Origin of the sequence: Bradyrhizobium sp. BR13661 (genome assembly GCF_029892425.1) — a bacterium.
Taxonomy (GTDB): domain Bacteria; phylum Pseudomonadota; class Alphaproteobacteria; order Rhizobiales; family Xanthobacteraceae; genus Bradyrhizobium.
The window spans coordinates 392,657-415,105 of sequence record NZ_JARXWB010000004.1 but is presented as its reverse complement, the minus strand read 5'-3'; the positions used below and the strand labels follow the sequence as shown (position 1 = coordinate 415,105).

The 22,449-nt window shown below is 63.9% G+C and carries 21 protein-coding genes; 11 read left to right on the top strand and 10 right to left on the bottom strand.

The window, feature by feature from the left end:
• Positions 1–77 precede the first annotated feature (77 nt).
• Both M2427_RS09675 and M2427_RS09670 read left to right on the top strand, forming a co-directional pair.
• Entirely contained in the window at positions 78–833 is a 756-nt protein-coding gene (locus tag M2427_RS09675) for a VWA domain-containing protein (protein ID WP_280706019.1), read from the top strand.
• A 106-nt stretch (positions 834–939) separates the two neighbouring features.
• On the top strand, positions 940–1,665 hold the full coding sequence (locus tag M2427_RS09670; RefSeq protein ID WP_280706018.1) for a DnaJ domain-containing protein: 726 nt from the start codon (positions 940–942) through the stop codon (positions 1,663–1,665).
• A 223-nt stretch (positions 1,666–1,888) separates the two neighbouring features.
• Here M2427_RS09670 and M2427_RS09665 read toward each other — a convergent pair whose 3' ends face one another.
• A complete protein-coding gene (locus tag M2427_RS09665; RefSeq protein WP_280706017.1) occupies positions 1,889–3,682 on the bottom strand; it encodes a serine hydrolase in 1,794 nt (597 codons plus the stop codon).
• Positions 3,683–4,069: 387 nt separating this feature from the next.
• Between M2427_RS09665 and M2427_RS09660 the strand changes: the two genes are divergently transcribed.
• The gene (locus tag M2427_RS09660) at positions 4,070–4,408 is read left to right on the top strand and encodes a phasin family protein (RefSeq protein WP_057751475.1); all 339 of its coding nucleotides are present in this window, start codon (positions 4,070–4,072) and stop codon (positions 4,406–4,408) included.
• Between the two features lie 73 nt (positions 4,409–4,481).
• Here M2427_RS09660 and M2427_RS09655 read toward each other — a convergent pair whose 3' ends face one another.
• Positions 4,482–5,864 (bottom strand): pilus assembly protein, encoded by a 1,383-nt coding sequence (locus M2427_RS09655; RefSeq protein WP_280706016.1) that lies wholly within the window; start codon positions 5,862–5,864, stop codon positions 4,482–4,484.
• Positions 5,865–6,351: 487 nt separating this feature from the next.
• Between M2427_RS09655 and clpS the strand changes: the two genes are divergently transcribed.
• Both clpS and clpA read left to right on the top strand, forming a co-directional pair.
• Positions 6,352–6,684: an ATP-dependent Clp protease adapter ClpS gene (gene clpS, locus M2427_RS09650; RefSeq protein ID WP_027530069.1), complete on the top strand. Its 333-nt coding sequence runs from the start codon at positions 6,352–6,354 to the stop codon at positions 6,682–6,684.
• A 293-nt stretch (positions 6,685–6,977) separates the two neighbouring features.
• Complete coding sequence (gene clpA, locus M2427_RS09645; protein WP_280706015.1) at positions 6,978–9,389, top strand: ATP-dependent Clp protease ATP-binding subunit ClpA; 2,412 nt, start codon at positions 6,978–6,980, stop codon at positions 9,387–9,389.
• Between the two features lie 70 nt (positions 9,390–9,459).
• Here the strand turns inward: clpA and M2427_RS09640 are convergent, their stop codons facing one another.
• The 6 genes from M2427_RS09640 to M2427_RS09615 form a co-directional block, all read right to left on the bottom strand.
• Positions 9,460–9,924, bottom strand: coding sequence for a translation initiation factor 2 (locus M2427_RS09640; protein WP_280706014.1), 465 nt, complete (start codon positions 9,922–9,924; stop codon positions 9,460–9,462).
• 126 nt (positions 9,925–10,050) lie between these two features.
• Positions 10,051–11,472: an MFS transporter gene (locus M2427_RS09635; RefSeq protein ID WP_280706012.1), complete on the bottom strand. Its 1,422-nt coding sequence runs from the start codon at positions 11,470–11,472 to the stop codon at positions 10,051–10,053.
• 146 nt (positions 11,473–11,618) lie between these two features.
• Complete coding sequence (locus tag M2427_RS09630; protein ID WP_280706011.1) at positions 11,619–11,780, bottom strand: hypothetical protein; 162 nt, start codon at positions 11,778–11,780, stop codon at positions 11,619–11,621.
• An 88-nt stretch (positions 11,781–11,868) separates the two neighbouring features.
• The gene (locus tag M2427_RS09625) at positions 11,869–12,894 is read right to left on the bottom strand and encodes an aldo/keto reductase (RefSeq protein ID WP_280706010.1); all 1,026 of its coding nucleotides are present in this window, start codon (positions 12,892–12,894) and stop codon (positions 11,869–11,871) included.
• Positions 12,895–13,073: 179 nt separating this feature from the next.
• On the bottom strand, positions 13,074–14,468 hold the full coding sequence (locus M2427_RS09620) for a methyl-accepting chemotaxis protein (RefSeq protein WP_280706009.1): 1,395 nt from the start codon (positions 14,466–14,468) through the stop codon (positions 13,074–13,076).
• Positions 14,469–14,567: 99 nt separating this feature from the next.
• Positions 14,568–15,524 carry a helix-turn-helix domain-containing protein gene (locus M2427_RS09615; RefSeq protein ID WP_280706008.1) on the bottom strand — a complete coding sequence of 319 codons (957 nt, stop codon included), beginning with the start codon at positions 15,522–15,524 and terminating at the stop codon, positions 14,568–14,570.
• A gap of 228 nt (positions 15,525–15,752) precedes the next feature.
• Between M2427_RS09615 and M2427_RS09610 the strand changes: the two genes are divergently transcribed.
• Positions 15,753–16,769 (top strand): carbon-nitrogen hydrolase family protein, encoded by a 1,017-nt coding sequence (locus M2427_RS09610; RefSeq protein ID WP_280706007.1) that lies wholly within the window; start codon positions 15,753–15,755, stop codon positions 16,767–16,769.
• Between the two features lie 27 nt (positions 16,770–16,796).
• Positions 16,797–17,837: a phenylacetaldoxime dehydratase family protein gene (locus tag M2427_RS09605; protein ID WP_280706006.1), complete on the top strand. Its 1,041-nt coding sequence runs from the start codon at positions 16,797–16,799 to the stop codon at positions 17,835–17,837.
• 97 nt (positions 17,838–17,934) lie between these two features.
• Here M2427_RS09605 and M2427_RS09600 read toward each other — a convergent pair whose 3' ends face one another.
• Positions 17,935–18,573, bottom strand: coding sequence for an HAD family hydrolase (locus M2427_RS09600; RefSeq protein WP_280706005.1), 639 nt, complete (start codon positions 18,571–18,573; stop codon positions 17,935–17,937).
• 72 nt (positions 18,574–18,645) lie between these two features.
• Entirely contained in the window at positions 18,646–19,674 is a 1,029-nt protein-coding gene (locus tag M2427_RS09595) for a TRAP transporter substrate-binding protein (protein WP_280706004.1), read from the bottom strand.
• Positions 19,675–19,713: 39 nt separating this feature from the next.
• On the opposite strand from M2427_RS09595, the gene M2427_RS09590 reads away from it, so the two are divergent.
• From M2427_RS09590 to tsaA, 4 genes are all read left to right on the top strand, one after another.
• Positions 19,714–20,733, top strand: coding sequence for a lytic transglycosylase domain-containing protein (locus tag M2427_RS09590; RefSeq protein WP_280706002.1), 1,020 nt, complete (start codon positions 19,714–19,716; stop codon positions 20,731–20,733).
• A gap of 102 nt (positions 20,734–20,835) precedes the next feature.
• Complete coding sequence (locus M2427_RS09585) at positions 20,836–21,576, top strand: AzlC family ABC transporter permease (RefSeq protein WP_280706001.1); 741 nt, start codon at positions 20,836–20,838, stop codon at positions 21,574–21,576.
• Entirely contained in the window at positions 21,573–21,923 is a 351-nt protein-coding gene (locus tag M2427_RS09580; protein WP_280705999.1) for an AzlD domain-containing protein, read from the top strand. Before M2427_RS09585 ends, M2427_RS09580 begins: the two co-directional genes overlap by 4 nt.
• Before the next feature lie 32 nt (positions 21,924–21,955).
• Positions 21,956–22,447, top strand: a complete 492-nt coding sequence (tsaA, locus tag M2427_RS09575; protein WP_280705998.1) for a tRNA (N6-threonylcarbamoyladenosine(37)-N6)-methyltransferase TrmO — start codon at positions 21,956–21,958, stop codon at positions 22,445–22,447.
• Positions 22,448–22,449 lie beyond the last annotated feature (2 nt).

Here is a 22,449-nt window from a genome sequence, read left to right as displayed (position 1 = left end):
GCCCGCGGAGGCTTTGCACATTGACTGCTCAGGGCACGCTATCCACATTGGTGGCATGAGATCCAGCGCGGCCACGAATGCCCAACGATCCCGTCAAATCGCGCAATAGCGACGCCCTGTCGGCGAAGGCCGACAACGACGGCGCGTTGCCGCAGGCAAAGACGTCCACCTCTGAGGACGTCGCTGCCTTCGTCGCCAAAGCACGTGCGCTCTCGCCGCATGCACCCGGCGCGAAGAGCCGGCTGATTTTCGCGCTTGATGCAACGATGAGTCGGCAACCGACCTGGGACATGGCCTGCACGCTTCAGGCGGACATGTTTCGCGAGGCCGCGGCTCTCGGCAGCCTCGACATCCGGCTGGTCTACTATCGCGGCTACAACGAATGCCGTGCCACGGGTTGGATTTCGGACAGCAGCAAGCTTGCGACACTGATGAGCAAGATCGATTGCCGCGGCGGCGACACCCAGATCGGCAGGGTGCTCTCCGACGCGCGGCGCGAGGCGGTTGAATCGGGCGTGCGCGCAGTAGTCTTTGTCGGCGATGCCATGGAGGAGAAGGTCGACGCGCTCTGCGCCAAGGCCGGCGAGCTCGGCATGCTGAAGGTTCCGGTGTTCCTGTTTCAGGAAGGCCATGACGCGGCCGCCGAGCAGGCGTTTCGCGAGATCGCGCGTCTGACCGGCGGCGCCTGGTGCCGGTTCGATCCGGGCGCGGCGGCGCAGTTGCGCGAGTTGTTGCGGGCGGCTGCGGCTTATGCCGCCGGCGGCCGCGAGGCATTGTTGAAACTGGCGAAGACAGCGAGCGGCGCGGCGCAGCTGATCGGGCAGATGAAGTAGCAGCTCCCGCCAGCACGCCCTTCACTCACATCCCGTCTCACCTTCCAATCGTGAACGCGCGAAAGGACGCCATGCTTTTCGACGAGAGGGCGACTATATTCCCGCCATGACCCTGATCGCCGGCGTTGTCGCAATTATCACGCTCTATCTGCTGCTCCAGATGTTCCGCTCTGCCAATCCGGCCGTGCTGGCGCGCACCATCAAGTTCGGCGGCGGGGTGGTCGCGCTCGCGGTGGCAGCCTTCACCGGCTTGAGGGGCGAACTGGCGGTGGCGATTCCGCTCGGGCTGGTCGGGGCCGGACTGCTCGGCTGGACGCCATTGGCGAATGCGGGGTTCGGCAATATCGGCGGCCTGTTTGGCGGCGGCGCCACGCGCTCCTCCGGCCAAACCTCGCGCGTGCGCTCGCAATACCTGGACATGCGGCTTGATCACGAGTCCGGTCAGCTATCGGGCCAGATCGTCGCCGGGCCGTACGCCGGGCGCAGTCTCGACGAGTTCGATCTGGCAGGCCTGCTGGCGATGGTCCCGGCGTTTGACGCAGAGAGCGTGGCCTTACTTGAAAGCTATCTCGACCGCCGGTTTCCCGCTTGGCGTCAGAACGCGCAAGGCGACGCGGCAGGGAGGCAGCGCCGCACGGCGGCGAGCGGTAAAATGACGACGGAGGAGGCCTATCAGATCCTTGGCCTGCAGCCGGGCGCGGGGCGCGACGACATCAGCCGGGCGCACAAATCCCTCATGAAGAAACTGCATCCCGACCAGGGGGGCTCGACGTATCTCGCTGCTCGGGTAAACGAGGCCAAGGATACTCTGCTTCGTACGCATAACGGCTAACTCCGGCACCACGCCACAAACGCTAATCCCGCGTCAGCTCCGCTTGCTCTGTTTGCCGTCGCCCCGATGCCCGCCATTGTCGGCGTGGTCGATCCCTTGAGTAGAAATTTAACCGTAAATTCTTGACGAGAGGTTGTCGTGGAACAGCTTCCGGCGTCACCGCATCCCAAAACAAAAATGCCCGCGCAAGGCGCGGGCATCTTGTTCAGAAGGGTGAGTAAGATCAGTTGCGGACGGTCATGCAGGAGATGTCGGCGCGCTTCAGCGTCCGGCAAACGGCCTCGGCCTGGTCTCGCTCGAGCCCGGCGAAACGGGCGCGGAAGAGCTTGCGATTGTCCCTGGCGACAACAGGCTCGGTGAACGGATCGGCCTTGCTGAGCAGGCCGTGGGCGGAGCTGCGGGCGGCTTCAATGCGCTGCTGCGCTTCGCTCTCGCTTTCGAGGGCGCCGACCTGAACGATCCAGCCGCTATGGGTGACGGCCGGCTTGGTGGTGGTGTTCATCTGGATCGGCTGAGGCGCCGGATCGGCGGAGGCAAGCTTGGCGACCGGGGCCGCGGCGGTCGCCGCAGGCAGCACGCCGAGGACGCCGTTGCCGGTGCCGAAGCCAGCCGGCTGCTGCGGCAGCTCGGTACGAGCCTGCTCCGGCTTGTTGACGACGTCCGCCTTGGCGACGACCGCGCCTGAAGTCTCGGCGACGTCATTACGAGGCGAAATCGTGTTGGTGACCTGCGGGGCGACCTGCGCCGGGACGGCGGAGGCGACCTTGACCGCGCCGGCCTTGACTTGAACCGTCTTGACCCGAACCGGTTTCATCGGCTCGGACGAACCCGGAATGAGGGAAAGCGGCTGGCTGGAGATCACGCCGTTGGTGAGCGGCGCGGGCTCGATCTTGGACTCCATGGGCCTGGCTTCAGGCTTGGCCTGAGCCGGCGGCATCGCTGCGGTCGCAGCAGCAAGCGCCGACAGGCGCGAGGCGGGACGCGGCGCGACTGCCTCCGGGGCAGGAGCGGCTGCAGCCTGAACCTGTGGAGCGGGACGGGCAGGGGTATCCGACGCATCCGCAACCTCGGTGCTGGCCTCAGTACCGTTGCGCTCGTTCACCGCGGCAACGGTGTGGGTGGTCGCGCCCTTCTCGATATTCTCAGCGAGCAGGTTGCGCATGATGGCGTCGCGCGAGCCGCCGCTGCGGCCGCCGAGCACCACGCCGATCAGATGGCGGTTACCACGGCGCATCGATGTCACGAGATTGAAGCCGGAGGCGCGGGTGTAGCCGGTCTTGATGCCGTCGACGCCTTCGACGCTGCCGAGCAGGTGATTGTGATTGCGGATCGATTCTCCACGCCAGCTGAACGTCGTGGTCGAGAAATAACGATAGTAGCGCGGGAAGCGCTCCTGGATGGCGCGGCCGAGCGTGGCCTGGTCTCGTGCCGTCGTGACCTGCTCGTCGTTGGGAAGGCCGTTTGCGTTGCGATACACGGTCTTGGACATGCCGAGAGCGCGCGCCTTGCGCGTCATCATCGCGGCGAAATCGTCCTCGTCGCCGCCGATCGCTTCCGCGATCACGACGGCGGCGTCGTTGGCCGAGCGGGTGACGAGGCCCTTGATCGCGTCCTCGACGCGGATGGTCTGGCCGGCGCGCAAATTGAGCTTGGTCGGATCCTGGTCGGCGGCGTGCTGAGACACCGGCAACTCGGTGTCGAGCTTCATCTTGCCGGAGTCCAGACGCTCGAACAGCAGATAGAGCGTCATGATCTTGGTGAGCGAAGCCGGATGGCGAATGCCATCAGGGCTGGTCGATTGCAGCACCGCACCGGAATTACCGTCGACGATGATCGACGCGAATTTCGGACTGGAGCTCTCGGACGCTTCGCGCTGCACCCGGTGGTGCGCATAGTGACGGCGATGGCGCCGAGCGTCGGCTGCATCGGTCGTAAAGATGACGGCTGTGGTGACCGTGAGAAGCCCGAATACGCCAACCCGCGCCAAGCGCGAGGAAGACCAGTTGTTACGAAGCATGGAACCCCGTCCCCGTTTGTGACTTGATCACCGGCTCGTGAGGCGAAATTGTGCCCTGCGGACCCGGGATCATTACCTGCTCAGGCTGTCCCTCCGCTGGTGTTCACTGCGGGAGACGTTGGGCCTGAGCCGCTGTTCTGGCTAAGGTGATGTTCTCAAACGGCTTTTGGCCGCCTGCGGAAGTGAACACGTCCAGGGAATCAGGGTAGGGGCCCGCGGTTTCCAAAAGCTTAAGAAACCCTTGCGGGAAAGCCCGGGAATTTCCGTAACTTGCGTCCGTTTTTGTGCGTCGCACAAGATTCTTGACTTTTTTGTGCGTTGCACTAATTGTGGGCAGAGTCAGGGAGCCGGGGCTTCCGGACACGAGCCAGGGAAAAGGATTCCAAGATGTTCAAGGTTGAAGACTTCCAGAACTACGGCAAAGAGCATTTCGAGACCTACGTCGCCTCGGCGACCTCGGTGCAGCACGGCCTCCAGGCGATCGCCAGCGCGTATGGCGACTACACCAAGAAGTCGTTCGAAGACACCAAGTCCTTCGTCGAGAAGCTTTCCGGCGTGAAGTCGCTGGACAAGGCGCTCGAAGCGCAGACCGATTTCGCCCGTTCCGCCTACGAGACCTTCGTCGCGGAATCGCAGAAGATCGCCGGCCTCTACAGCGACCTCGCCAAGCAGGCGTTCAAGCCGGTCGAGACGGTCGTGTCGAAGTTCACCCCGGCTGCCCAGTAATCTCTTTACTCCTGGAATCGAAAAGCCCGGCTGAAGCAGCCGGGCTTTTTTTGTGCAGGCTCCGCCGCACGTCTCACCGTGACACGTGGAGCTTGGAGATCGATGTGCCAATCTGATTAAAGGCGGCTGCGATCTGGCTCGAACTCGTCAGCATGAAGAATTTGCTCGAGTCGCTTGCGCAGCCGGGCAGGACCGCCGACTGGCCCGCGCCGTCCGTATCGATCTGAACCGTGTAGATGGTGACGCCTGAGGTCTTGATGTTGGTGCACAGGGTGCTCATGCGAGAGTCAACCTGGCTGCTGGTGTTCGAGAAATCGCCGTACCAGCGGTCGCCGGTGTTCAAGCCGTCGGTAAACAGCACGATGATGTGTTGATAGGTGTTGCCGGTAGCTGGTTCTGCCGGTGCGTTCATCGGGGCCTGCTGAAGCAGCGAGAGCCAGCCCCACTGCAGCCCGATCGTCTGGTTGGTCGCGCCTTGGGCCGTCATGGCATTGATCGTGTTGTTCACCGTGGTCCAATTGTAGGTCAGCGGCAGAATCTGCGCCGTCGGGCACGATTGGTCCTGGTCGGCGTAGAAATAGGTCGCGGCCGAGCTGGGTGCGGTGGACGAGACGTCGTAGCTCTGGTCCCGGTCGGTCACACAGCCGTTCCATTGCGAGGTGCTGCCGGAAGGCGTGTGATTCCAGTTGTAGCCGTGGCCTTTGCATTGGGCCATGGTCATCCAGTAGCCGCCACTGCAATAGGTCTGCCACGGCGTGGCTGCATTGGAATAGTTCTTCGAATCCCATTGATCCCAACGCAGCCAACTCGCGCCGACATTGGATGTGCCAACATTGACGTCGATCTCGAAGGGGACGACGGAGATATAGACGTCACCAGCGTTCACGGCGAGGTTGGACAATTGGGTGACCAGGCTCTTGGCGGCGCTCTGCATGGACGTCAGCTTGCTGTATTGCCCCATCGAACCGGTGTTATCGAGCACCAGCGCAACGCGCAGCAGGCTGGCTCCCCAGGTGCTGGTCGAGTTCGCGTTGAAGCCGAGATTCGGAAAGCCGACGATTTTCATGAAGTCTGTCGTGATCGATCCGGATCCCGTGACCTGGACCGTCGCATTGGCAGAGCTGCTTGCAGCCGTATAGCTTGCGGAGATGACCAGCGACTGAGTGCTCGTATTGGTGTAAAGGCCGTTGAAATAGCTCTGTGCCTTGGCGTTGATCTGCGACGTCGTGATGACGCCCGAAGACAGATCCTTGGAGAGCATCAGCGCGGTGGAATCCAGCGCCGCTTGCATCTGGGTGCGAGCCTGGACGGCGCGGCTGTAATCGATAGCGGCGCCCACGAAGCCGAGAACAGGCACCAGGGCGATGGCGAAGATCATGGCGATATTGCCTTGCTCTGCCCTCGCGAAGCGGGCGAGCTGTCGACCCATGCGGCTGACAACGTGCAGGCGAAACATCACGATCCCCAAGATCCGTGGTTTTGCCTGATTTTTGCGCTACGGCCTTGAACGACGGGTAAACCAGCCCGTAAAAAAACGGGGAATCCTGCGCCAAACCGCCGCGGGTGGCGTTGGTGTCAGGTTCCTGGTCAACGCCATCTGAACGGGCCAGCGGGAAATTTTTGTCAAATCGGTTTGGATTGATTAACCTTGCACCGGATCGTTCCGGTCCGGGAATCGGGATCGTCGCGGCCTCGTCGGCTGGTCTTTGCACGCTTGCGGCGAGCCGGGGGCAGGCCCATATTCGCTGCAGCCGATCCGGCTTGGCCCGGACGGGTTGGAAGCGGCGATCCAGAAGGCCGGCGCGCCAGCGCGGGGCTCCCGTGTGCGGGGCTGCGCGGCAAGCCGTCATCACGCTTCCGTGGGGAATTTGAACGCCTGAGCCATGCCGCAACTGACTTCCAGACTTGACCTGTCCGCGGCGTCCGCCGCCCACGCTCCCCGGATGAGCAATGATGAGAACCGTTCGGGCGGCCCGGCGGGTCCCAACACGTCCGTCATCACCAAGGTCAAGCCGAAGACCAAGCGGCCGAACCTTTATCGTGTGCTGATCCTCAACGACGACTACACTCCGATGGAATTCGTCGTCCACGTGCTGGAGAAATTCTTCCAGAAGGACGTCGAGGCCGCGACCAAGATCATGCTGCATGTCCACCATCACGGTATCGGCGAGTGTGGCGTGTTCACCTATGAGATTGCAGAGACGAAGGTGACGCAGGTGATGGATTTCGCCCGCAAACACCAGCACCCGCTGCAATGTGTGATGGAAAAGAAGTAGCTGCGCGTTCGTATCCAGCGATCTCTGGAGTCGTTCAGTTCGTGCGGTGTGTGATGTCAGCGCATACCGGGGCGCGATCCGGCACAAATCAGCGCCGGCGCCAATCCTGCCCAAATGGGTAGTTTTGCCCAAATCGGAACGGGTTTTGCATCGAGAATGCCGTGGGCGCGTAATGCCTGTCGAGTCGCGGAACCGGTCTTTTGCCGCGATCTTGTATAACTATATGTGACAAAGGTTGTTGTTGCCTGACCGGGCGATGGCGATCATGATGGTGGGGGCCATAGAGGACGCGAATGCCGACTTTTTCCCAAAGCCTTGAACAATCCCTGCATCGTGCACTGGCGATCGCAAACGAGCGTCATCACCAATACGCGACGCTTGAGCATCTCCTGCTTTCCTTGATCGATGATTCCGATGCAGCCGCCGTCATGCGTGCCTGTAGCGTCGACCTCGACAAGCTCCGCACGAGTCTCGTCAACTATCTTGAGACCGAATTCGAAAATCTGGTGACGGATGGTGCCGACGACGCCAAGCCGACCGCCGGTTTCCAGCGCGTGATCCAGCGCGCGGTGATCCACGTGCAATCCTCCGGTCGTGAAGAGGTGACCGGTGCGAATGTGCTGATCGCGATCTTCGCCGAGCGTGAGAGTCATGCCGCGTACTTCCTGCAGGAGCAGGACATGACGCGCTATGACGCCGTCAACTACATCAGCCACGGCATCGCCAAGCGGCCGGGCGTCTCCGAGGCGCGGCCCGTGCGCGGCGTCGACGAGGAGACCGAGACCAAGGGCACCGACGACTCCAAGAAGAAGGGCGAGGCGCTGGAGACCTATTGCGTCAATCTCAACAAGAAGGCGCGTGACGGCAAGATCGACCCGGTGATCGGACGTAATTCCGAGATCAACCGGGCGATCCAGGTGCTGTGCCGCCGCCAGAAGAACAATCCGCTGTTCGTGGGCGAGGCCGGCGTCGGCAAGACCGCGATCGCCGAGGGCCTCGCCAAGCGCATCGTCGACAGCGAGGTGCCGGAGGTTCTGGCGGCCGCGACCGTGTTCTCGCTGGACATGGGCACGTTGCTTGCGGGCACGCGCTATCGCGGTGACTTCGAGGAGCGCCTCAAGCAGGTGCTGAAGGAGCTCGAGGCGCATCCCAACGCCATCCTCTTCATCGACGAGATCCACACCGTGATCGGTGCGGGCGCGACGTCGGGCGGGGCGATGGATGCCTCGAACCTGCTCAAGCCCGCGCTCGCCTCGGGCACGATCCGCTGCATGGGCTCGACCACCTACAAGGAATATCGCCAGCACTTCGAGAAGGACCGCGCGCTGGTGCGGCGCTTCCAGAAGATCGACATCAACGAGCCGACGGTCGAAGACGCGATCGCGATCCTCAAGGGTCTCAAGCCGTACTTCGAGGACTATCACCGGCTGAAGTACACCAATGAGGCGATCGAGGCGGCGGTGCAGCTGTCCTCGCGCTACATCCACGACCGCAAGCTGCCCGACAAGGCGATCGACGTGATCGACGAGTCCGGTGCGGCGCAGATGCTTGTTGCCGAGAACAAGCGCAAGAAGACCATCGGCATCAAGGAGATCGAGACCACGATCGCCTCGATGGCGCGGATCCCGCCAAAGAGCGTGTCGAAGGACGATGCCGAGGTGCTCAAGCATCTCGAGCAGACCCTGAAGCGCACCGTGTTCGGCCAGGATAAGGCGATCGAGTCGCTTGCGGCATCGATCAAGCTGGCGCGCGCCGGCTTGCGCGAGCCCGAGAAGCCGATCGGCTGCTATCTGTTCTCCGGTCCGACCGGCGTCGGCAAGACCGAAGTCGCAAAGCAGCTCGCAGCGTCGCTCGGCGTCGAGCTGTTGCGCTTCGACATGTCCGAATACATGGAGCGGCACACGGTGTCGCGCCTGATCGGCGCGCCTCCCGGCTATGTCGGCTTCGACCAGGGCGGCCTTTTGACCGACGGCGTCGACCAGCATCCGCATTGCGTGGTGCTGCTCGACGAAATCGAGAAGGCCCATCCGGACCTCTACAACGTGCTGCTCCAGATCATGGACCATGGCCGGCTCACCGACCACAACGGCAAGCAGGTCAACTTCCGTAACGTGATCCTGATCATGACCACGAACGCAGGCGCTTCGGATCTCGCCAAGCAGGCGTTCGGCTTCACGCGCTCCAAGCGGGAAGGCGACGACCAAGAGGCGATCAACCGGCAGTTCGCGCCGGAATTCCGCAACCGTCTCGATGCCATCGTCTCGTTCGGCCATCTCAGCGTCGAGGTGATCGGCACCGTGGTCGAGAAGTTCGTGCTTCAGCTCGAGGCGCAGCTTGGCGATCGCGACGTCACCATCGAGCTGTCCGAGCCCGCTAAGACCTGGCTGGTCCAGCACGGCTATGACGAGCAGATGGGTGCGCGGCCGATGGCCCGCGTCATCCAGGAGCACATCAAGAAGCCGCTGGCTGACGAGGTGCTGTTCGGCAAGCTCAAGGGCGGTGGTCACGTCCGCGTCGTTCTCGTCAAGGACGAGGTCGACGAGACCAAGGACAAGATCGGCTTCGAGTTCGTCGAGGGCCCGGTCACGCCGAAGCAGGAAAAGCTGCCCGGCGCCCGCAAGCGTCCGCCCGGCAAGCCCAACAAGCCGGGTGGCCCCGGCGGCTCCAAGGGGCCGACCTCGAAGGGCCCGTTGGTCAAGGCTTGATCGGCGCATGATGAATTGAAAAGGCCGGCTGAAGAGCCGGCCTTTTTGTTTGCGTCACAATGCGGGACTTCTATGTACCGGCTTCGGACGCCGCCGCAGCCGGTGGCCGCGGTTTCCTTGGCGCGGGCGGCCGCGCGGCGCGGGGAGGCGGGGCTGACGGCTGCATCGTCACGATGACCGGGTTCGGCTTGTGATCGGTTGCCGCGCCTGTTGCGGCGTCGACGCCCATGCCCACGACACCGCCGAGCAGGAGATTACCGGCAAAACCTGCGGCCCCTCCAGTCGGGATGTCGCGGCTCAGTGGCACGATCTGCGGTTCATAGCCGTCCTTCTGGAAGGTGATAGAGATATCGGCGTTCCGCTTCACGACGATGGAGCATGGCGTCATGCAGGTGGTTGGTACTTCCATTCCGCTAACGACGGCTTCAACGCCTGAGGGTGTTGATGCAATGCTGATGTTCTCTGTGGTACCGCGCGTGACGGACGCGCAGCCGCCCAGTGTGACGCTGAGCGCCACTACTCCAAATAAACGCATGAAATGCCCCTTGTCCCGCCCTTACTGAAGCGCAACTGGAGCGGGAGGGCAATAGGTCAATACGCCAGATAGTTAAGCCACGCAGGGGTTGCGTCTGCAATCGGTGGATATCCGGGCGTGGGTTGGCTATTCGCCCCGTAGGCGCTGGTCGTCCTGGACGCGAACTTGTTCAGCGCCGCGCGCGCCGGCCGGCGATAGCCGCAACATGCTCAGCATGGCGCCGCAGAGCGCAAATCCGACGCCGGCGAGGAGCGCGATCCGCGTCCCCTCGATCGGATAGCGCCCAAGGAAGAGAGCCACCAGCGCAGCTCCGGTGGTCTGGCCGAGCAGGCGTGCCGTGCCCAGCATGCCGCTTGCACCGCCGGCGCGGTCACGTGGTGCGGCTGCGATCATGGTGCGGTTGTTCGGCGTCTGGAACAGGCCAAATCCGAAGCCCGCCAATGCCATCCGCCAGACGACGTCGAGCGGCGTCGGGCTCAGAGGCAGGAAAGCCAGCGCAGCAAGGCCGCAGGCGAAAAGCGTCAGCCCGATGCCGCCGAGCAGGCCGGACGGATAGCGCTCGACCAGGCGGCCGGCGAGGGGAGCGGCGCACGCCACTGCGATCGGCCATGGCGTGATCAGGAGGCCCATGTGCACGGCCGAGTAGCCGAAGCGGCTCTGGAGGTAGAAGGGGATCGCGACGAAGGCCAGCATCTGGCCGCAGAACGAAGCGACCGAGGTCGCAATCGACAGCCCGAACACCGGAATGCGCAGCAGGTCGACCGGCAACAGCGGCGACTTCATGTGGGTCTCGCGATAGACGAGCAACGCGCCGGCGACGATCGCAATCGCGAACTGGATCAGGCAGGTCACCGTCGCCTCGCCGTGACCGACGCTGTCGATCGCGGCGATGCCGATGCCGAAGGTGATCGCCGAGAGCCCCGCGCTCTGCCAGTCGAAGGAATGGCTCGCCAGATTCGCGTGCGGCAGGCTGCGCAGGCCGAGCACCAGGGTCACCACGCCGAGCGGCACGTTGATGGCGAACAGCCAGGGCCAGCTGCCAACTGCGAGGATGCCGGCCGCAAGGGTCGGCCCGATCGCAGCGGAGAAAGCGACGACGAGCGCATTGAGCCCGATGCCGCGCCCGAGCAGGCTGCGCGGATAAGTGAAACGAACCAGCGCTGAGTTGACGCTCATGATGCCGGCCGCGCCGAAGCCCTGGATGATGCGGGCGATCGTCAGCAGCGGCAGTGTATGCGCCAGCGCGCAGAAGGCTGATGCGAGCGTGAACAGCGCGAGCCCGACCAGATAGACGCGGCGATAGCCGACGATCTCGCCAAGTGAAGCCAGCGGCAGCAGCGAGATCGTGATCGCAAGCTGATAGCCGTTGACGATCCAGATCGAGAACGCCGGACTCGCGTTCAGGTCGGTTGCAATCGTCGGCAATGCGACATTGGCAATGGCGCTGTCGACGACGGCCATGGTGATGCCGAGCGCAATGGTCAGGATGGCCTGATTGCGCTGAGGCTGTGGCAGGCCGTCGGCATGTTCGATCGGGACTGACGACATGGTGGAGGCGTGCTTGATTCGAGCCGTGTGTCCCCTCGATTAGGAAATTGCGCTGCCTATCGCAACCCGGCAGGACACGGACGGTTCCCGTGCCGGAAGCAGGGCTCTCGGCGCGACAGGCATGGATCGGCGCACCCTTCGCTGGTTCACCAGCGCGAGGTCGTCTTGCCGAAGATGTAGAGCGCAATAAGCCCGATCGACACGGCGGTCGAGAAAATCAGGATGCGACGATCCCAGTCGATCCGCGTTCGCTCGGCACGGTCGAGGTTAAGGGCCGTGAACAGGGCCTTCATGGCAAATCTGCGCATCGGACTGCCCTCACTGGGGCTGCACGATGCCATTGTCCGCCAGGGTCGGTTTGATACAGCTCAAAGCCGGCCCTTGCGGCTAAGACAATCACACCGGCGGTGGATTTCGATCGGAGAAGGTGCCGCGCTGGTGCCAGTACGGATAGGGCAGCGTCACCTTGCTGGCGGCGTCGAGTTTTGCGATCTGGTCCTTGGTCAGGGACCAGCCGACCGCGCCGAGATTTTCGCGCAGCTGCGTCTCGTTGCGCGCGCCGATGATCAGCGTCGACACGGTCGGACGCTGCAGCAGCCAGTTCAGTGCAATCTGCGAAACGCTCTTGCCGGTCTCCTTGGCGACCTCGTCGATCGCCTCGACCACGCGATAGACGTGCTCATCGGGCACGGGCGGGCCGAAATCGGCGGTCTTGGGCAGCCGGCTCACTTCAGGCTTCGGCTGGCCGCGGCGGATCTTTCCGGTGAGGCGCCCCCAACCGAGCGGCGACCAGACCACGGCACCGAGCCCCTGGTCGAGGCCGAGCGGCATCAGCTCCCACTCATAGTCGCGCCCGACCAGCGAGTAGTACGTCTGGTTGGCGACGTAGCGCGGGAACCCGTGCTTGTCGGCAACGGAGAGCGACTTCATGAGGTGCCAGCCCGAGAAATTCGAGACGCCGACGTAGCGGATCTTGCCGGCGCGTACGAGCACGTCGAGCGTGCTGAGCACCTCCTCCGGCGGCGTCATCGCGTCGAAGCCGTGAAGCTGGAACAGGTCGATATAGTCGGTGCCGAGCCGGCTCAGCGAGCCGTCGATGGCCGCGAGCAGGTGCTGCCGCGACGAGCCGACATCGTTGGGGCCGTCGCCGAAGCGGAAGGTGGCCTTGGTCGAGACCAGCACCTTGTCGCGGCGGCCCTTGATGGCTGCACCGAGGACGCGCTCGGATTCACCGAGCGAATAGACGTCGGCGGTGTCGAACATCGACACGCCGGCCTCGAGGCAAATGTCCAGAAGGCGCCGCGCTTCGGTGGCGTCGGTGGTTCCCCAGGCGGCGAGGCGGCCGACGCCGCCGAACGTGCCCGTGCCAAGGCTCAAAGCGGGCACCATGAGGCCTGACCGGCCCAAGCGCCGATATTCCATCGAACTGCTCCCCAAGCGACCGCTGATGGATTGGCGCGGTCTTGGAGAGCAATGGTAATGCAGGCAGGTTTCTTGGGCCATCGCGTGCGCACATGGCGGCTCTGCTCTGCGTGATGCGGCTCGTTACGCCGTTGTCGTCTGCAGGCCGGCGGCCTCGATATTCGCGCGCGACCGGTGTCTCAGCGCGCCAGATCGTCGAGAAGCCTGAGCACTTCGACTGAGGCTTCCTCTACCAGGGAGATTTCCTTGAGGGCGCCGGAGAGGTCACCGTCTGCAAACAGTTTGGCGGCCCGCTTGCCGTGTTCATGAACCTCGGCGTGCGGCCTCTCGAGCGGTCCAAAGGATCGGTGGTTGCGGATCGCGAGGGAGCCTTCGCCATAGTACCATTTGCCCAGCCGGCAGGAATGATGATCGGCGAGTTCGTCGGCCTTCAAGGTCGCGCGCCCGACCGCCATGTCGGCAAGCCGCTTCTTCCAGATCACGTGATCAGCCTTGGCGAGCCGCGGAATCTTGTTGTCGAACGACAGGCTGGCGAGATCCTGAAGTTGTCGCCCGGCGATACCCTGGCCGACGTCGAGCTGCGAAGAGATGCTCTTGATCTGATCGACACTGGCCTGGGTCATCTGCGCGATCGCGGCGATGCCTTCGGCCACCTCGCGGGATGCATTGGTCTGCTGGTCGAGGATGCTGGTAATCTCATGCATGCCCTGACTGAGGGTAGTGGTCTGATTTTCCACGCCCGACATCTCCTCGCCGAGCTGCGCGACGACGTTCTTGCTCTCGACGGCCGCCGACCTGCAATCCGACATGGCGGTCACGATCAGCTCGACTTCGTTTCTCAACCTCTGAATCCGGTCACGAATGTCTTCGGTCGCCTTGCCGGTCTGCTGCGAAAGCGCCTTGACCTCTGAAGCGACAACGGCAAAGCCGCGCCCGGCTTCGCCGGCACGCGCAGCTTCGATCGTCGCGTTCAGCGCCAGCAGGTTGGTCTGCTTTGCGATTGCATCGATCGCGGAGACAATGGCGCCGATTTCCTCGGATGCGGCGCTGAGCGCCACGATCTTGTCGGAGGCTTCGTTTGCCGTCGTCTCGACACGCTCCATCGCCCTGGACGCATGCCGGACGGTGGTCATGCCTTGCTCGGCGTTCGATTTCATTTTCGCCGCGCTTCCGGCCGCGTCCTCGGCATTGGCTCGGATCTGGCCAACCGAGGCGACCATCTCCTCGCTTGCGGCAGCCAGCGCCTGGGTCCTCTCGTCGACGTTCCGACAAGCCGTGAGCATCCGGGCCGCGGAAATCGCGGTTTCATTGCTCTGAACATTGAGATCGACGATGCGGTCCAGTCTTTCCGAGGCATCCTTGGCCAGTCTGGCTGCGAGCTTCGAGACGGCATTGGAGAGACGGTCGCTGCCCCGGTAGCCGGGTGCCAGGAAGTTGCCCTCGATCAGGGCCTCGATGAACGCCGCCAAGGCCTCGTCGCGATCCGGCGAGATCGACGGCTGGTCCGGCGTCACATGATGATCGCCCGCGAGCTCAGTCGGACGCTTGCGGCTGATTCCAGCAAGAATGGACATATGGCGATCCGGGATAACTTTGGTGGACGGGTGGTAATTTTACGCCACCAGTGTTGAACATCCCGTAAGTTTCTCTATCGGAATTTCGCAACGAGCGTCTCAATGCCGCAACTGGCTCTGCCGGAAGTCGCGCGGCGACATCCCGTAGTGCTCGCGGAAGACGCGACCAAAATGCGAGACGTCGTTGAAGCCCCAGGCGAACGCAATCTCGCTGATGTGGCGGTGCGCGAGTACGGGCGAGGCGAGATCGCGCTTGCACTGGGCCAGGCGCTCGGCAAGTAGATGGCGTTGAAACGAGGTGTCCTCGTCGGCGAGGAGATCGTTGACGTAACGCGACGAGATGCCGAGCGCGGCGGCGGTCTCCGACAGCGACAGGTCGGGATCGGCGAGGCGACTGCGGATGTGGGCCTTGAGCCGATAGAGCAGGGCGGAGCGATGGGTCGACGATGGTAGCTGCGTCCTGCCGAGCCGTTCGCTCAGTGCCATCGCCAGCAAATCCACGGCCTGTTCCGACAGAGTGGCGGCGCTGTGCGGCGCGAGCCGGCCCGCGCTCTCGCAAAGCCTGAAGACGAAATCATAAGCGAGCCGCTCGAGCGGCGCGTCGGCCCCGAACGTGATCGCGGTGAGTGTCTCGGTGCCGCCGAGCCGCCGCTGCAGCATCTCGCGCGGCACCTTGAAGATGGTCTGGGAGAACCTGCCCCTGAACTTCAGCTCGTAGGGACGCGTGGTGTCGTACAGCGCGAATTCGCCAGGATGGATCACGGTCTCGCGGCCGTCCTGCACGACGCCGCCATCACCGCGATTGCCAAGCGCGACGAGAACGTAATCCTGATCCGAGCGCGCGATACGCGAGGGCGTGCGGAACACGTGCTGGCGGTCCGAGCAGACCTCGGAGCAAACGGCCTTACCGAGGGGGATTTGCGTGACCGAGCCGTGAAAGGCGCTGCCGAGGTCCGACTTGCAGTCGAGCCCGACGAAGACGTCGCAGACGATGTCCTGCCAGAGGGCGAGCCGCCGATAGCCGGGGCTGCCGTCTGTCGTGAACTGGATTGTCATCGGCAGGCCTCCCTTTCGCTTCCCGCAAAACCGCTTGGTGGCGCAGACACAGCCTGAGCGCAGGCAAGTTCCGTACCGGGCGGCGATCCCTTCCAGTCGAGTTTTTGTTCCGCCGCGGTCGAGCACGCGACCGCCCGGCTTGGCCCAATAGACTGCATCGGACGCGGTCTTTGATCAACCAAGTCTTGGATCACCAGGGTCCTGGATCAACCGGCAACGGAGGCAGCAATGGGTATCGAACATCCGAAATACAAGGTCGCGGTGGTGCAGGCGGCGCCCGCCTGGCTCGATCTCGACGCCTCGGTCGACAAGTCGATCGCGCTGATCAGGGAAGCCGCTGAAAAGGGCGCCAAGCTGATCGCGTTTCCGGAGGCCTTCATCCCCGGTTACCCCTGGCATATCTGGATGGACTCGCCGGCCTGGGCGATTGGCCGCGGTTTCGTGCAGCGCTATTTCGACAATTCGTTGTCCTATGACAGCCCGCAGGCGGAGCGGCTGCGCGATGCCGTGCGCAAGGCCAAGCTCACGGCCGTGATCGGCCTGTCCGAACGAGACGGCGGCAGCCTGTACCTGGCGCAATGGCTGATCGGGCCCGACGGCGAGACCATCGCAAAACGCCGCAAATTGCGGCCGACCCACGCCGAGCGCACCGTCTATGGCGAGGGTGACGGCAGCGATCTTGCGGTCCACGCGCGCCCCGACATCGGCCGCTTGGGTGCGCTGTGCTGCTGGGAACATCTCCAGCCGCTGTCGAAATATGCGATGTACGCCCAGAACGAGCAGGTGCATGTCGCGGCCTGGCCGAGCTTCTCGCTGTACGATCCCTTCGCGCCGGCCCTCGGTGCCGAGGTCAACAACGCCGCCTCGCGCGTCTATGCCGTGGAGGGCTCCTGCTTCGTGCTGGCGCCATGCGCGACGGTTTCGCAGGCAATGATCGACGAGCTCTGCGACCGGCCGGACAAGAATGCGCTGCTGCATGTCGGCGGCGGCTTCGCTGCGATCTACGGCCCTGATGGCAGCCAGATCGGCGACAAGCTGGCGCCGGACCAGGAGGGGCTTTTGATTGCCGAGATCGATCTCGGTGCCATCGGTGTTGCAAAGAACGCCGCTGACCCAGCTGGGCATTATTCTCGGCCCGACGTCACGCGGCTGCTGCTCAACAAGAAGCGATACCAGCGCGTCGAGCAGTTCGCTCTGCCGGTCGACACGATCGAGCCGGCAGATATTGGCGCGGCGGCAAGCTGACGCCGGCAGCACGAGGAGGGCACGAACATGGAATCCGCAATTCCTCTGCATCTCGAAACCGAGCGAACGCGCCACAAGCGCGTGCCTGACGATTACCAGCCGCCATATCCGTCGTTCGTGGCGCGCTACAAGCCCGCGGTTGGCCGCGTCGTGATGGCCTATTTCGGCGTGCAACATCGTGGCTCGATGTCGGCGGCTGCAACGGAAGCGCTCGCTGAAGTCGCCCGGCTGTTCGCCGGCGACGGCGGTCCCACGCATTGGGACCGCGCGCATTATGTCGATCAGGCAGGCTATGCGAACATTGTTTCGGTCGCCTATTGGGACGACATCGCGCGCTTCGACGCCTGGTTTGCACCGGCGCGCGAGGCGTGGACCGGAAAGCAGCGCGACGGCATCGGCACTTTCACCGAGGTGCTGCGTCCTACGGTCGCGCGGCACGAGACGTTGTTCTCCTCGCTCGGCCGGCCGGAAGGCGTTGCGGCGATTGCCGATGGCATGAGCGGCGAGGTACAGGAGCACGCTTATTGGGGCGGCATGCGCGATCGCATTCCGCTGTCGCAGACCGATCCGATGTCGCCGGGCGGTAATCCCGAAGTGGTCCGTGACGGGGCAAGGCTGCGCGTGAAGGCGCACGACAATCTCTGCCTGATCCGCTCCGGGCAGGACTGGAGCGATACCGAGGCATCGGAGCGGAGGCTCTATCTCGACGACGTCGAGCCGGTGCTGCGCGAAGGCATGGATTTCCTGCGCGACGACGGGCTTGCGATCGGCTGCTATGCCAACCGCTACATGCAGGTGCTCTCGGCCGACGGCAAGGCGAGTGAAAAATCCTACGGACAGAGCTGGTGGAAAAGTCTGGCCGCGCTGGAACGCTGGGCGGAATCGCATCCGACCCACGTCAAGATCTTCGGCGCGGCGATGAAATATCTCTCGACGCTGGGGCCGTCAGCGAAGCTGCGGCTCTATCACGAGGTCACGGTAGCGACCGCGGATGAGCAGTTCTTCGAATATCTGAACTGCCATCCGAAGACGGGCATGCTTGCTGCGGTGGAGACCGTCAGCGCCTAGAGCATGATCCGGAAAAGTGTGAAGCGGTTTTCCGACAAGATCATGCTCAAACAAAGAGCTAAAGCGCGAGGATGATTCAGCCAAATCTCGTCGCGCTTTAGCCGACACAATGGCCGAGCACCTCCGGATGCGCGGCGCAGATGTGATGCGCGCCGGCGTCCCTGAGCTCGGCCTCGCTGCCATAGCCGTAGAGCACACCGATCGCGGTCATGCCGTTGGTGCGCGCGCCGACGACGTCATGGCTGCGGTCGCCGATCATGATGGCGCTGGTGGCATCCACCCTGGTCTCGTCGAGCGCGTAGCGCAGCAGGTCGCGCTTGTCGACGCGCGTGCCGTCGAGCTCGGAGCCGAACACACGCTCGAAATACGGCTTCAGGCCAAAGTGCTCGACGATGCGGGTGGCGTAGACCGCTGGCTTGCTGGTCGCCACGAACATGCGCGGCGTCGTCGCGGCAAGCGTCGCCAGAGTGTCCGTGATGCCGGCATAGGCCTCATTCTCGAACAGGCCGACGTCGCCGAAGCGTTCGCGGTAGAGCAGCAGGGCTCGATCGGCTAGCGCGTCCGTTCCGGTGAGCTTCTTCAGGCTCGCATGCAGCGGCGGCCCGATGCACCAGGTCAACTCGTCCTCATCAGGCACCGCGAGGCTCAGCCGCTCCAAAGCGTACTGGATGGAGCGGGTGATCCCGGGTTTCGGGTTGGTCAGCGTGCCATCGAGATCGAAAAAGACAGTCGCCATCAGGAGCCGGCTCGCGTTGAAATTGTCGGTCCGTTGCTAGTCGGATCGGGTCTCAAGTCAAGAGCCGTTGCGTCATTGCTGTTTCGCCCATTCGACGATGGCGGTGGCATCAGCGCCGGCCTGAGCCTCCCACGTGGCGATCGTGCCCGTCGCAACGTTGCGAAGCGCTGCGACCAGGGATGGCGGCGCAGGCTCTGCGATCTTGACGCCGTTGTCGCGCATGCGCGCGTAATTCTCGGACGTGCGGTTCGCCAACAGTGCGAATTGGCTCCGCTCAGTCTCGGCTGCAGCAGCTAGCACCTCGCGCTGCATCGGCTCTGGTAGCGCGTCGAATGCCTCGTTGCGGACGAAGGCGATCGAGACCGGCATCGCGTAGTTGATGGCCGTGAAATAAGGCAGGAAGTCCCATAATTTGCGTCCCGCGCCGCCGTCGCCGGAGGTGAGGAACGCGTTCAGTTGGTGATCCTTCAGGCCGGCAAGCGCTTTGTCCATTGGCAGGAATTGCGCGTTGGCCCCGGCTGCCTTCATCATCTCGCTGGAATTGGCATCGTAAGCCCGCAGATTGAGTTTCGGCAGATCCTCGGCGCCTGCGAGCGCACGGTCCGACCAAAGGCCGGTGGCCGGCCAGATCGTCAGGTAGAGCAGCTTGAGGCCGCGCGCTGCGAGCGCTTTCTCGTAGAGTGGCCGTGCGCGCACATTGGCAGCGTGGGCGATATCGACCGATTGGACCAGGAAGGGCAGGGTCGAGAGGCCAAGCACGGGATCAAGGCCCGAGAGTGCGCCCGCGAAGGCGTCGCCACCGGTGATCCGGCCGTCCAGCGCCGCGCGCGGCATCTCGACCGAGCTGATCTTCAGCTGGTTGTCGAAGGCGTTGGTCACGGTCACGAAACCGTTTGTGCGCGCGGTTACGCGCCCGGCGAAAGTGGTGAGCCCGATCCCGGAGATGTTGTTCTCCGGGTATTCGGTGGTCATTCGCCAGACGGTTTGAGCGGTATTTTGCGCAAAAGCCGGCGCGGCGTTCAGGAGGAGCGCCGCGACCGCTAGAAGCGCCTGGATCCGTTTGGCGGGCGAACGCATTGAGACAAGCAGGTCAGACAGCATAGATTGGCAACTCGACGAACCATGGCACGATGCCACGATATGGCAGATCATCTTGTCGCACGCCGCGCCGGTAGCCGCCATCGCGTTGCTTGGGCACCATTGGCGCGAATTGCATCAATCGTCGTCGCCGCGCTGTTCGTTTCGGCGATGGGGGCGGCAGCATTGGACAGTTCGCCAGCAAAGACCAGCGTGGCGGTCCCCAGCGAAGAACCTGCAGTGCCGCCTGATAAGCCGGCGGATGCGCGCGAAAGTGACACGCGGGAATCGATCTGCCTGATCGTCGAGGCGGCCGCGCGCGACGCCAATCTGCCGCTGGAATTCTTCGCCCGCGTGATCTGGCAGGAGAGCCGTTTCCAGGCCGATGCGGTGGGCCCGATAACGCGTAGCGGCGAGCAGGCTCAGGGCATTGCGCAGTTCATGCCGGGCACCGCGAGCGAGCGCGGATTGCTCAATCCGTTCAATCCGGTTCAGGCTCTGCCGAAATCGGCGGAGTTCCTGAACGAGCTGCGCAGCCAGTTCGGCAATCTCGGTCTCGCCGCAGCCGCCTACAATGCCGGCCCGCGACGGGTGCAGGAATGGCTCGCCGGCAGCGGCGGCATGCCGGAGCAGACCCGCAGCTACGTCTACGCCATTACCGGTGCAAGCGTTGACACGTGGGCCAAGGCCGGCAGCACGGGCAAGGGGCCGCCGAGCTCACCGCCGACGAGCTGCCGCGACCTGATGGCGCTGCTCAAGCGCGCGCCGAACCCGTTCGTCGCCGAGCTGGAGCAGCATGTCGAGCTCGCCGCCGCCAAGCTCTGGGGCGTGCAGCTCGCCGCCGGCTTCAATCGCAACAAGGCGCTGGCGATGTATTCCCGCGCCGTGACGCGGCTGAGCGCCGTGATTGGCGAACGCGATCCGAGCCTGCTGAGCTCGGTGGTGCGCAGCCGCGGGTCGCACGCCTTCTACCAGGTGCGCATTGGCACTGATACGCGACCCGAGGCTGACGATCTCTGCAATCGCATCCGGAAAGCGGGTGGGGCGTGCTTTGTGCTGAAGAACAGGGGTGTCAGCGGGTGAGCGGTGCCACGCGCATGCCAGCCCCGCCGCGGGCTTCCTTGACGTCAGCCCCGGCATTGCCCGTTATGCAGGCACGATTCCTGACCCTTCGGCCAAGCTCCCGTGGCGCTTCCTCCGCTTGATTCCCCTCAATGGCAAAGTCCGTGGCGCGCCTTCGGCTGGGGGCTGCGGTCGATCATGCAGACGATCCTCACGCTGGTCCTGTTCGCGACCTATCTCGGTATCGGCGCGCTCGCCCATGACAGCCATTTCAGCCTGCTCTGGGCGCTCTGCTCGACGCTGTTCGTCTGGGCAGGTCCAGCGCAGATCATCTTGATCACCACGCTTGGCTCGGGCGCGACTATCATCCAGTCGGCGATTGCTGTGACCGTCAGCGCCATCAGGCTGTTTCCGATGGTGGTCTCGGTACTGCCCCTGATGCGCTCCCCGACAACCAAGCGACGCGAGCTGTTTTTCGCTGCGCATCTCACGGCCGTGACGCTGTGGGTCGAATGCCATCGCTTCCTGCCTCAGGTGCCACGCGAGCGGCGGATTGCCTTCGTCAACGGGCTTGGCTTTGGCTTGGTCTCGGTGTGTCTCACCGCCAACACGATCGGTTATTTCCTCGCCGCCAACCTGACGCAGACGCTTGGAGCGGCAATCCTGCTGCTGACGCCGCTGTCGTTCCTGTTCTCGACCGCCCGCAACAGCCGCGAGGTCGCTGATGTCGTCGCGCTCGCGCTCGGCGTTGTGCTGTATCCGCTGGCGGCGACGATGAACTCCGGCCTCGACATCCTCGTCAGCGGCCTTGCGGCCGGCACGATCGCCTATGGCGTGCACTGGTGGCGGGAGGTGCGCGCATGAGCGCCGCGCAACTGATCGGTGATTGGCAGGCGCTGGTCGTGCTGTTCGTCGCCGGCGTCATTCCCAACCAGATATGGCGCATGCTGGGCCTGTGGTTCGGCGGCGGCATCGATGAGGGCTCCGAGCTGCTGGTCTGGGTGAGGGCAGTTGCCACCGCGATCCTGGCCGGCGTCATCGCCCAGATCGTGGTCCAGCCGCCCGGCGCGCTCGCCAGCGTGCCGGATGGCCTGCGCTATGGCGCCGTGGCCGCCGGCCTCGTCGTGTTCCTGCTGACCCGCCGCTCGATCTTTGCGGGCGTTGTTGCCGGCGAAGTCTTCATGCTGGCCGGCAAGTGGTGGTTGGGCTAAAACCGCCTCCGACAAGCCAAGGAACAGGAAATATGGTTCGCGAAAACGAGCTCCGCGAGGGCGAGGTCGCCATCGAGCTGCCGTCGACGGAAGATGCAGGCCTCGTCTTCATCGGCCGCATCCGCACACCCTGGACCTCGCGGCTGGAGACGCCGCGGCAGGGGCGCCAGGATGGTCCGATATGCCGCCTCGAGATCTTCGAGCCGTTCGTGCCTGCAATGAAGGGTGTCGATTTCTACAACAATCTCGAAGTGCTCTACTGGCTCGACCAGTCGCGCCGCGACATCGTGCTGCAAAGCCCGAAGAACAACGATAAAACCCGCGGCACGTTTTCGCTGCGCTCGCCGGTGCGGCCGAACCCGATCGGCACCTCGATCGTGAAGCTCGTCGGCATCGAGGGAAATGCCATCCTGGTGCGCGGGCTCGACTGCATCGACAACACGCCGCTGATCGACATCAAGCCCGATCGCTGCGAGTTCACTCCGCTGGCGGTGCCGCAGCCGGGGGATTTTCAGGCGGAGTGAGG

Coding starts and splice junctions, on each gene's coding strand:
- M2427_RS09605 (WP_280706006.1), top strand. CDS start 16,797: ATGGAATCCGCAATTCCTCTGCATCTCGAAACCGAGCGAACGCGCCAC.
- M2427_RS09640 (WP_280706014.1), bottom strand. CDS start 9,924: ATGCGTTTATTTGGAGTAGTGGCGCTCAGCGTCACACTGGGCGGCTGC.
- M2427_RS09635 (WP_280706012.1), bottom strand. CDS start 11,472: ATGTCGTCAGTCCCGATCGAACATGCCGACGGCCTGCCACAGCCTCAG.
- tsaA (WP_280705998.1), top strand. CDS start 21,956: ATGGTTCGCGAAAACGAGCTCCGCGAGGGCGAGGTCGCCATCGAGCTG.
- M2427_RS09600 (WP_280706005.1), bottom strand. CDS start 18,573: ATGGCGACTGTCTTTTTCGATCTCGATGGCACGCTGACCAACCCGAAA.
- M2427_RS09610 (WP_280706007.1), top strand. CDS start 15,753: ATGGGTATCGAACATCCGAAATACAAGGTCGCGGTGGTGCAGGCGGCG.
- M2427_RS09655 (WP_280706016.1), bottom strand. CDS start 5,864: ATGTTTCGCCTGCACGTTGTCAGCCGCATGGGTCGACAGCTCGCCCGC.
- M2427_RS09675 (WP_280706019.1), top strand. CDS start 78: ATGCCCAACGATCCCGTCAAATCGCGCAATAGCGACGCCCTGTCGGCG.
- M2427_RS09615 (WP_280706008.1), bottom strand. CDS start 15,524: ATGACAATCCAGTTCACGACAGACGGCAGCCCCGGCTATCGGCGGCTC.
- M2427_RS09590 (WP_280706002.1), top strand. CDS start 19,714: ATGGCAGATCATCTTGTCGCACGCCGCGCCGGTAGCCGCCATCGCGTT.
- M2427_RS09625 (WP_280706010.1), bottom strand. CDS start 12,894: ATGGAATATCGGCGCTTGGGCCGGTCAGGCCTCATGGTGCCCGCTTTG.
- clpA (WP_280706015.1), top strand. CDS start 6,978: ATGCCGACTTTTTCCCAAAGCCTTGAACAATCCCTGCATCGTGCACTG.
- clpS (WP_027530069.1), top strand. CDS start 6,352: ATGAGCAATGATGAGAACCGTTCGGGCGGCCCGGCGGGTCCCAACACG.
- M2427_RS09580 (WP_280705999.1), top strand. CDS start 21,573: ATGAGCGCCGCGCAACTGATCGGTGATTGGCAGGCGCTGGTCGTGCTG.
- M2427_RS09595 (WP_280706004.1), bottom strand. CDS start 19,674: ATGCTGTCTGACCTGCTTGTCTCAATGCGTTCGCCCGCCAAACGGATC.
- M2427_RS09620 (WP_280706009.1), bottom strand. CDS start 14,468: ATGTCCATTCTTGCTGGAATCAGCCGCAAGCGTCCGACTGAGCTCGCG.
- M2427_RS09670 (WP_280706018.1), top strand. CDS start 940: ATGACCCTGATCGCCGGCGTTGTCGCAATTATCACGCTCTATCTGCTG.
- M2427_RS09660 (WP_057751475.1), top strand. CDS start 4,070: ATGTTCAAGGTTGAAGACTTCCAGAACTACGGCAAAGAGCATTTCGAG.
- M2427_RS09630 (WP_280706011.1), bottom strand. CDS start 11,780: ATGCGCAGATTTGCCATGAAGGCCCTGTTCACGGCCCTTAACCTCGAC.
- M2427_RS09665 (WP_280706017.1), bottom strand. CDS start 3,682: ATGCTTCGTAACAACTGGTCTTCCTCGCGCTTGGCGCGGGTTGGCGTA.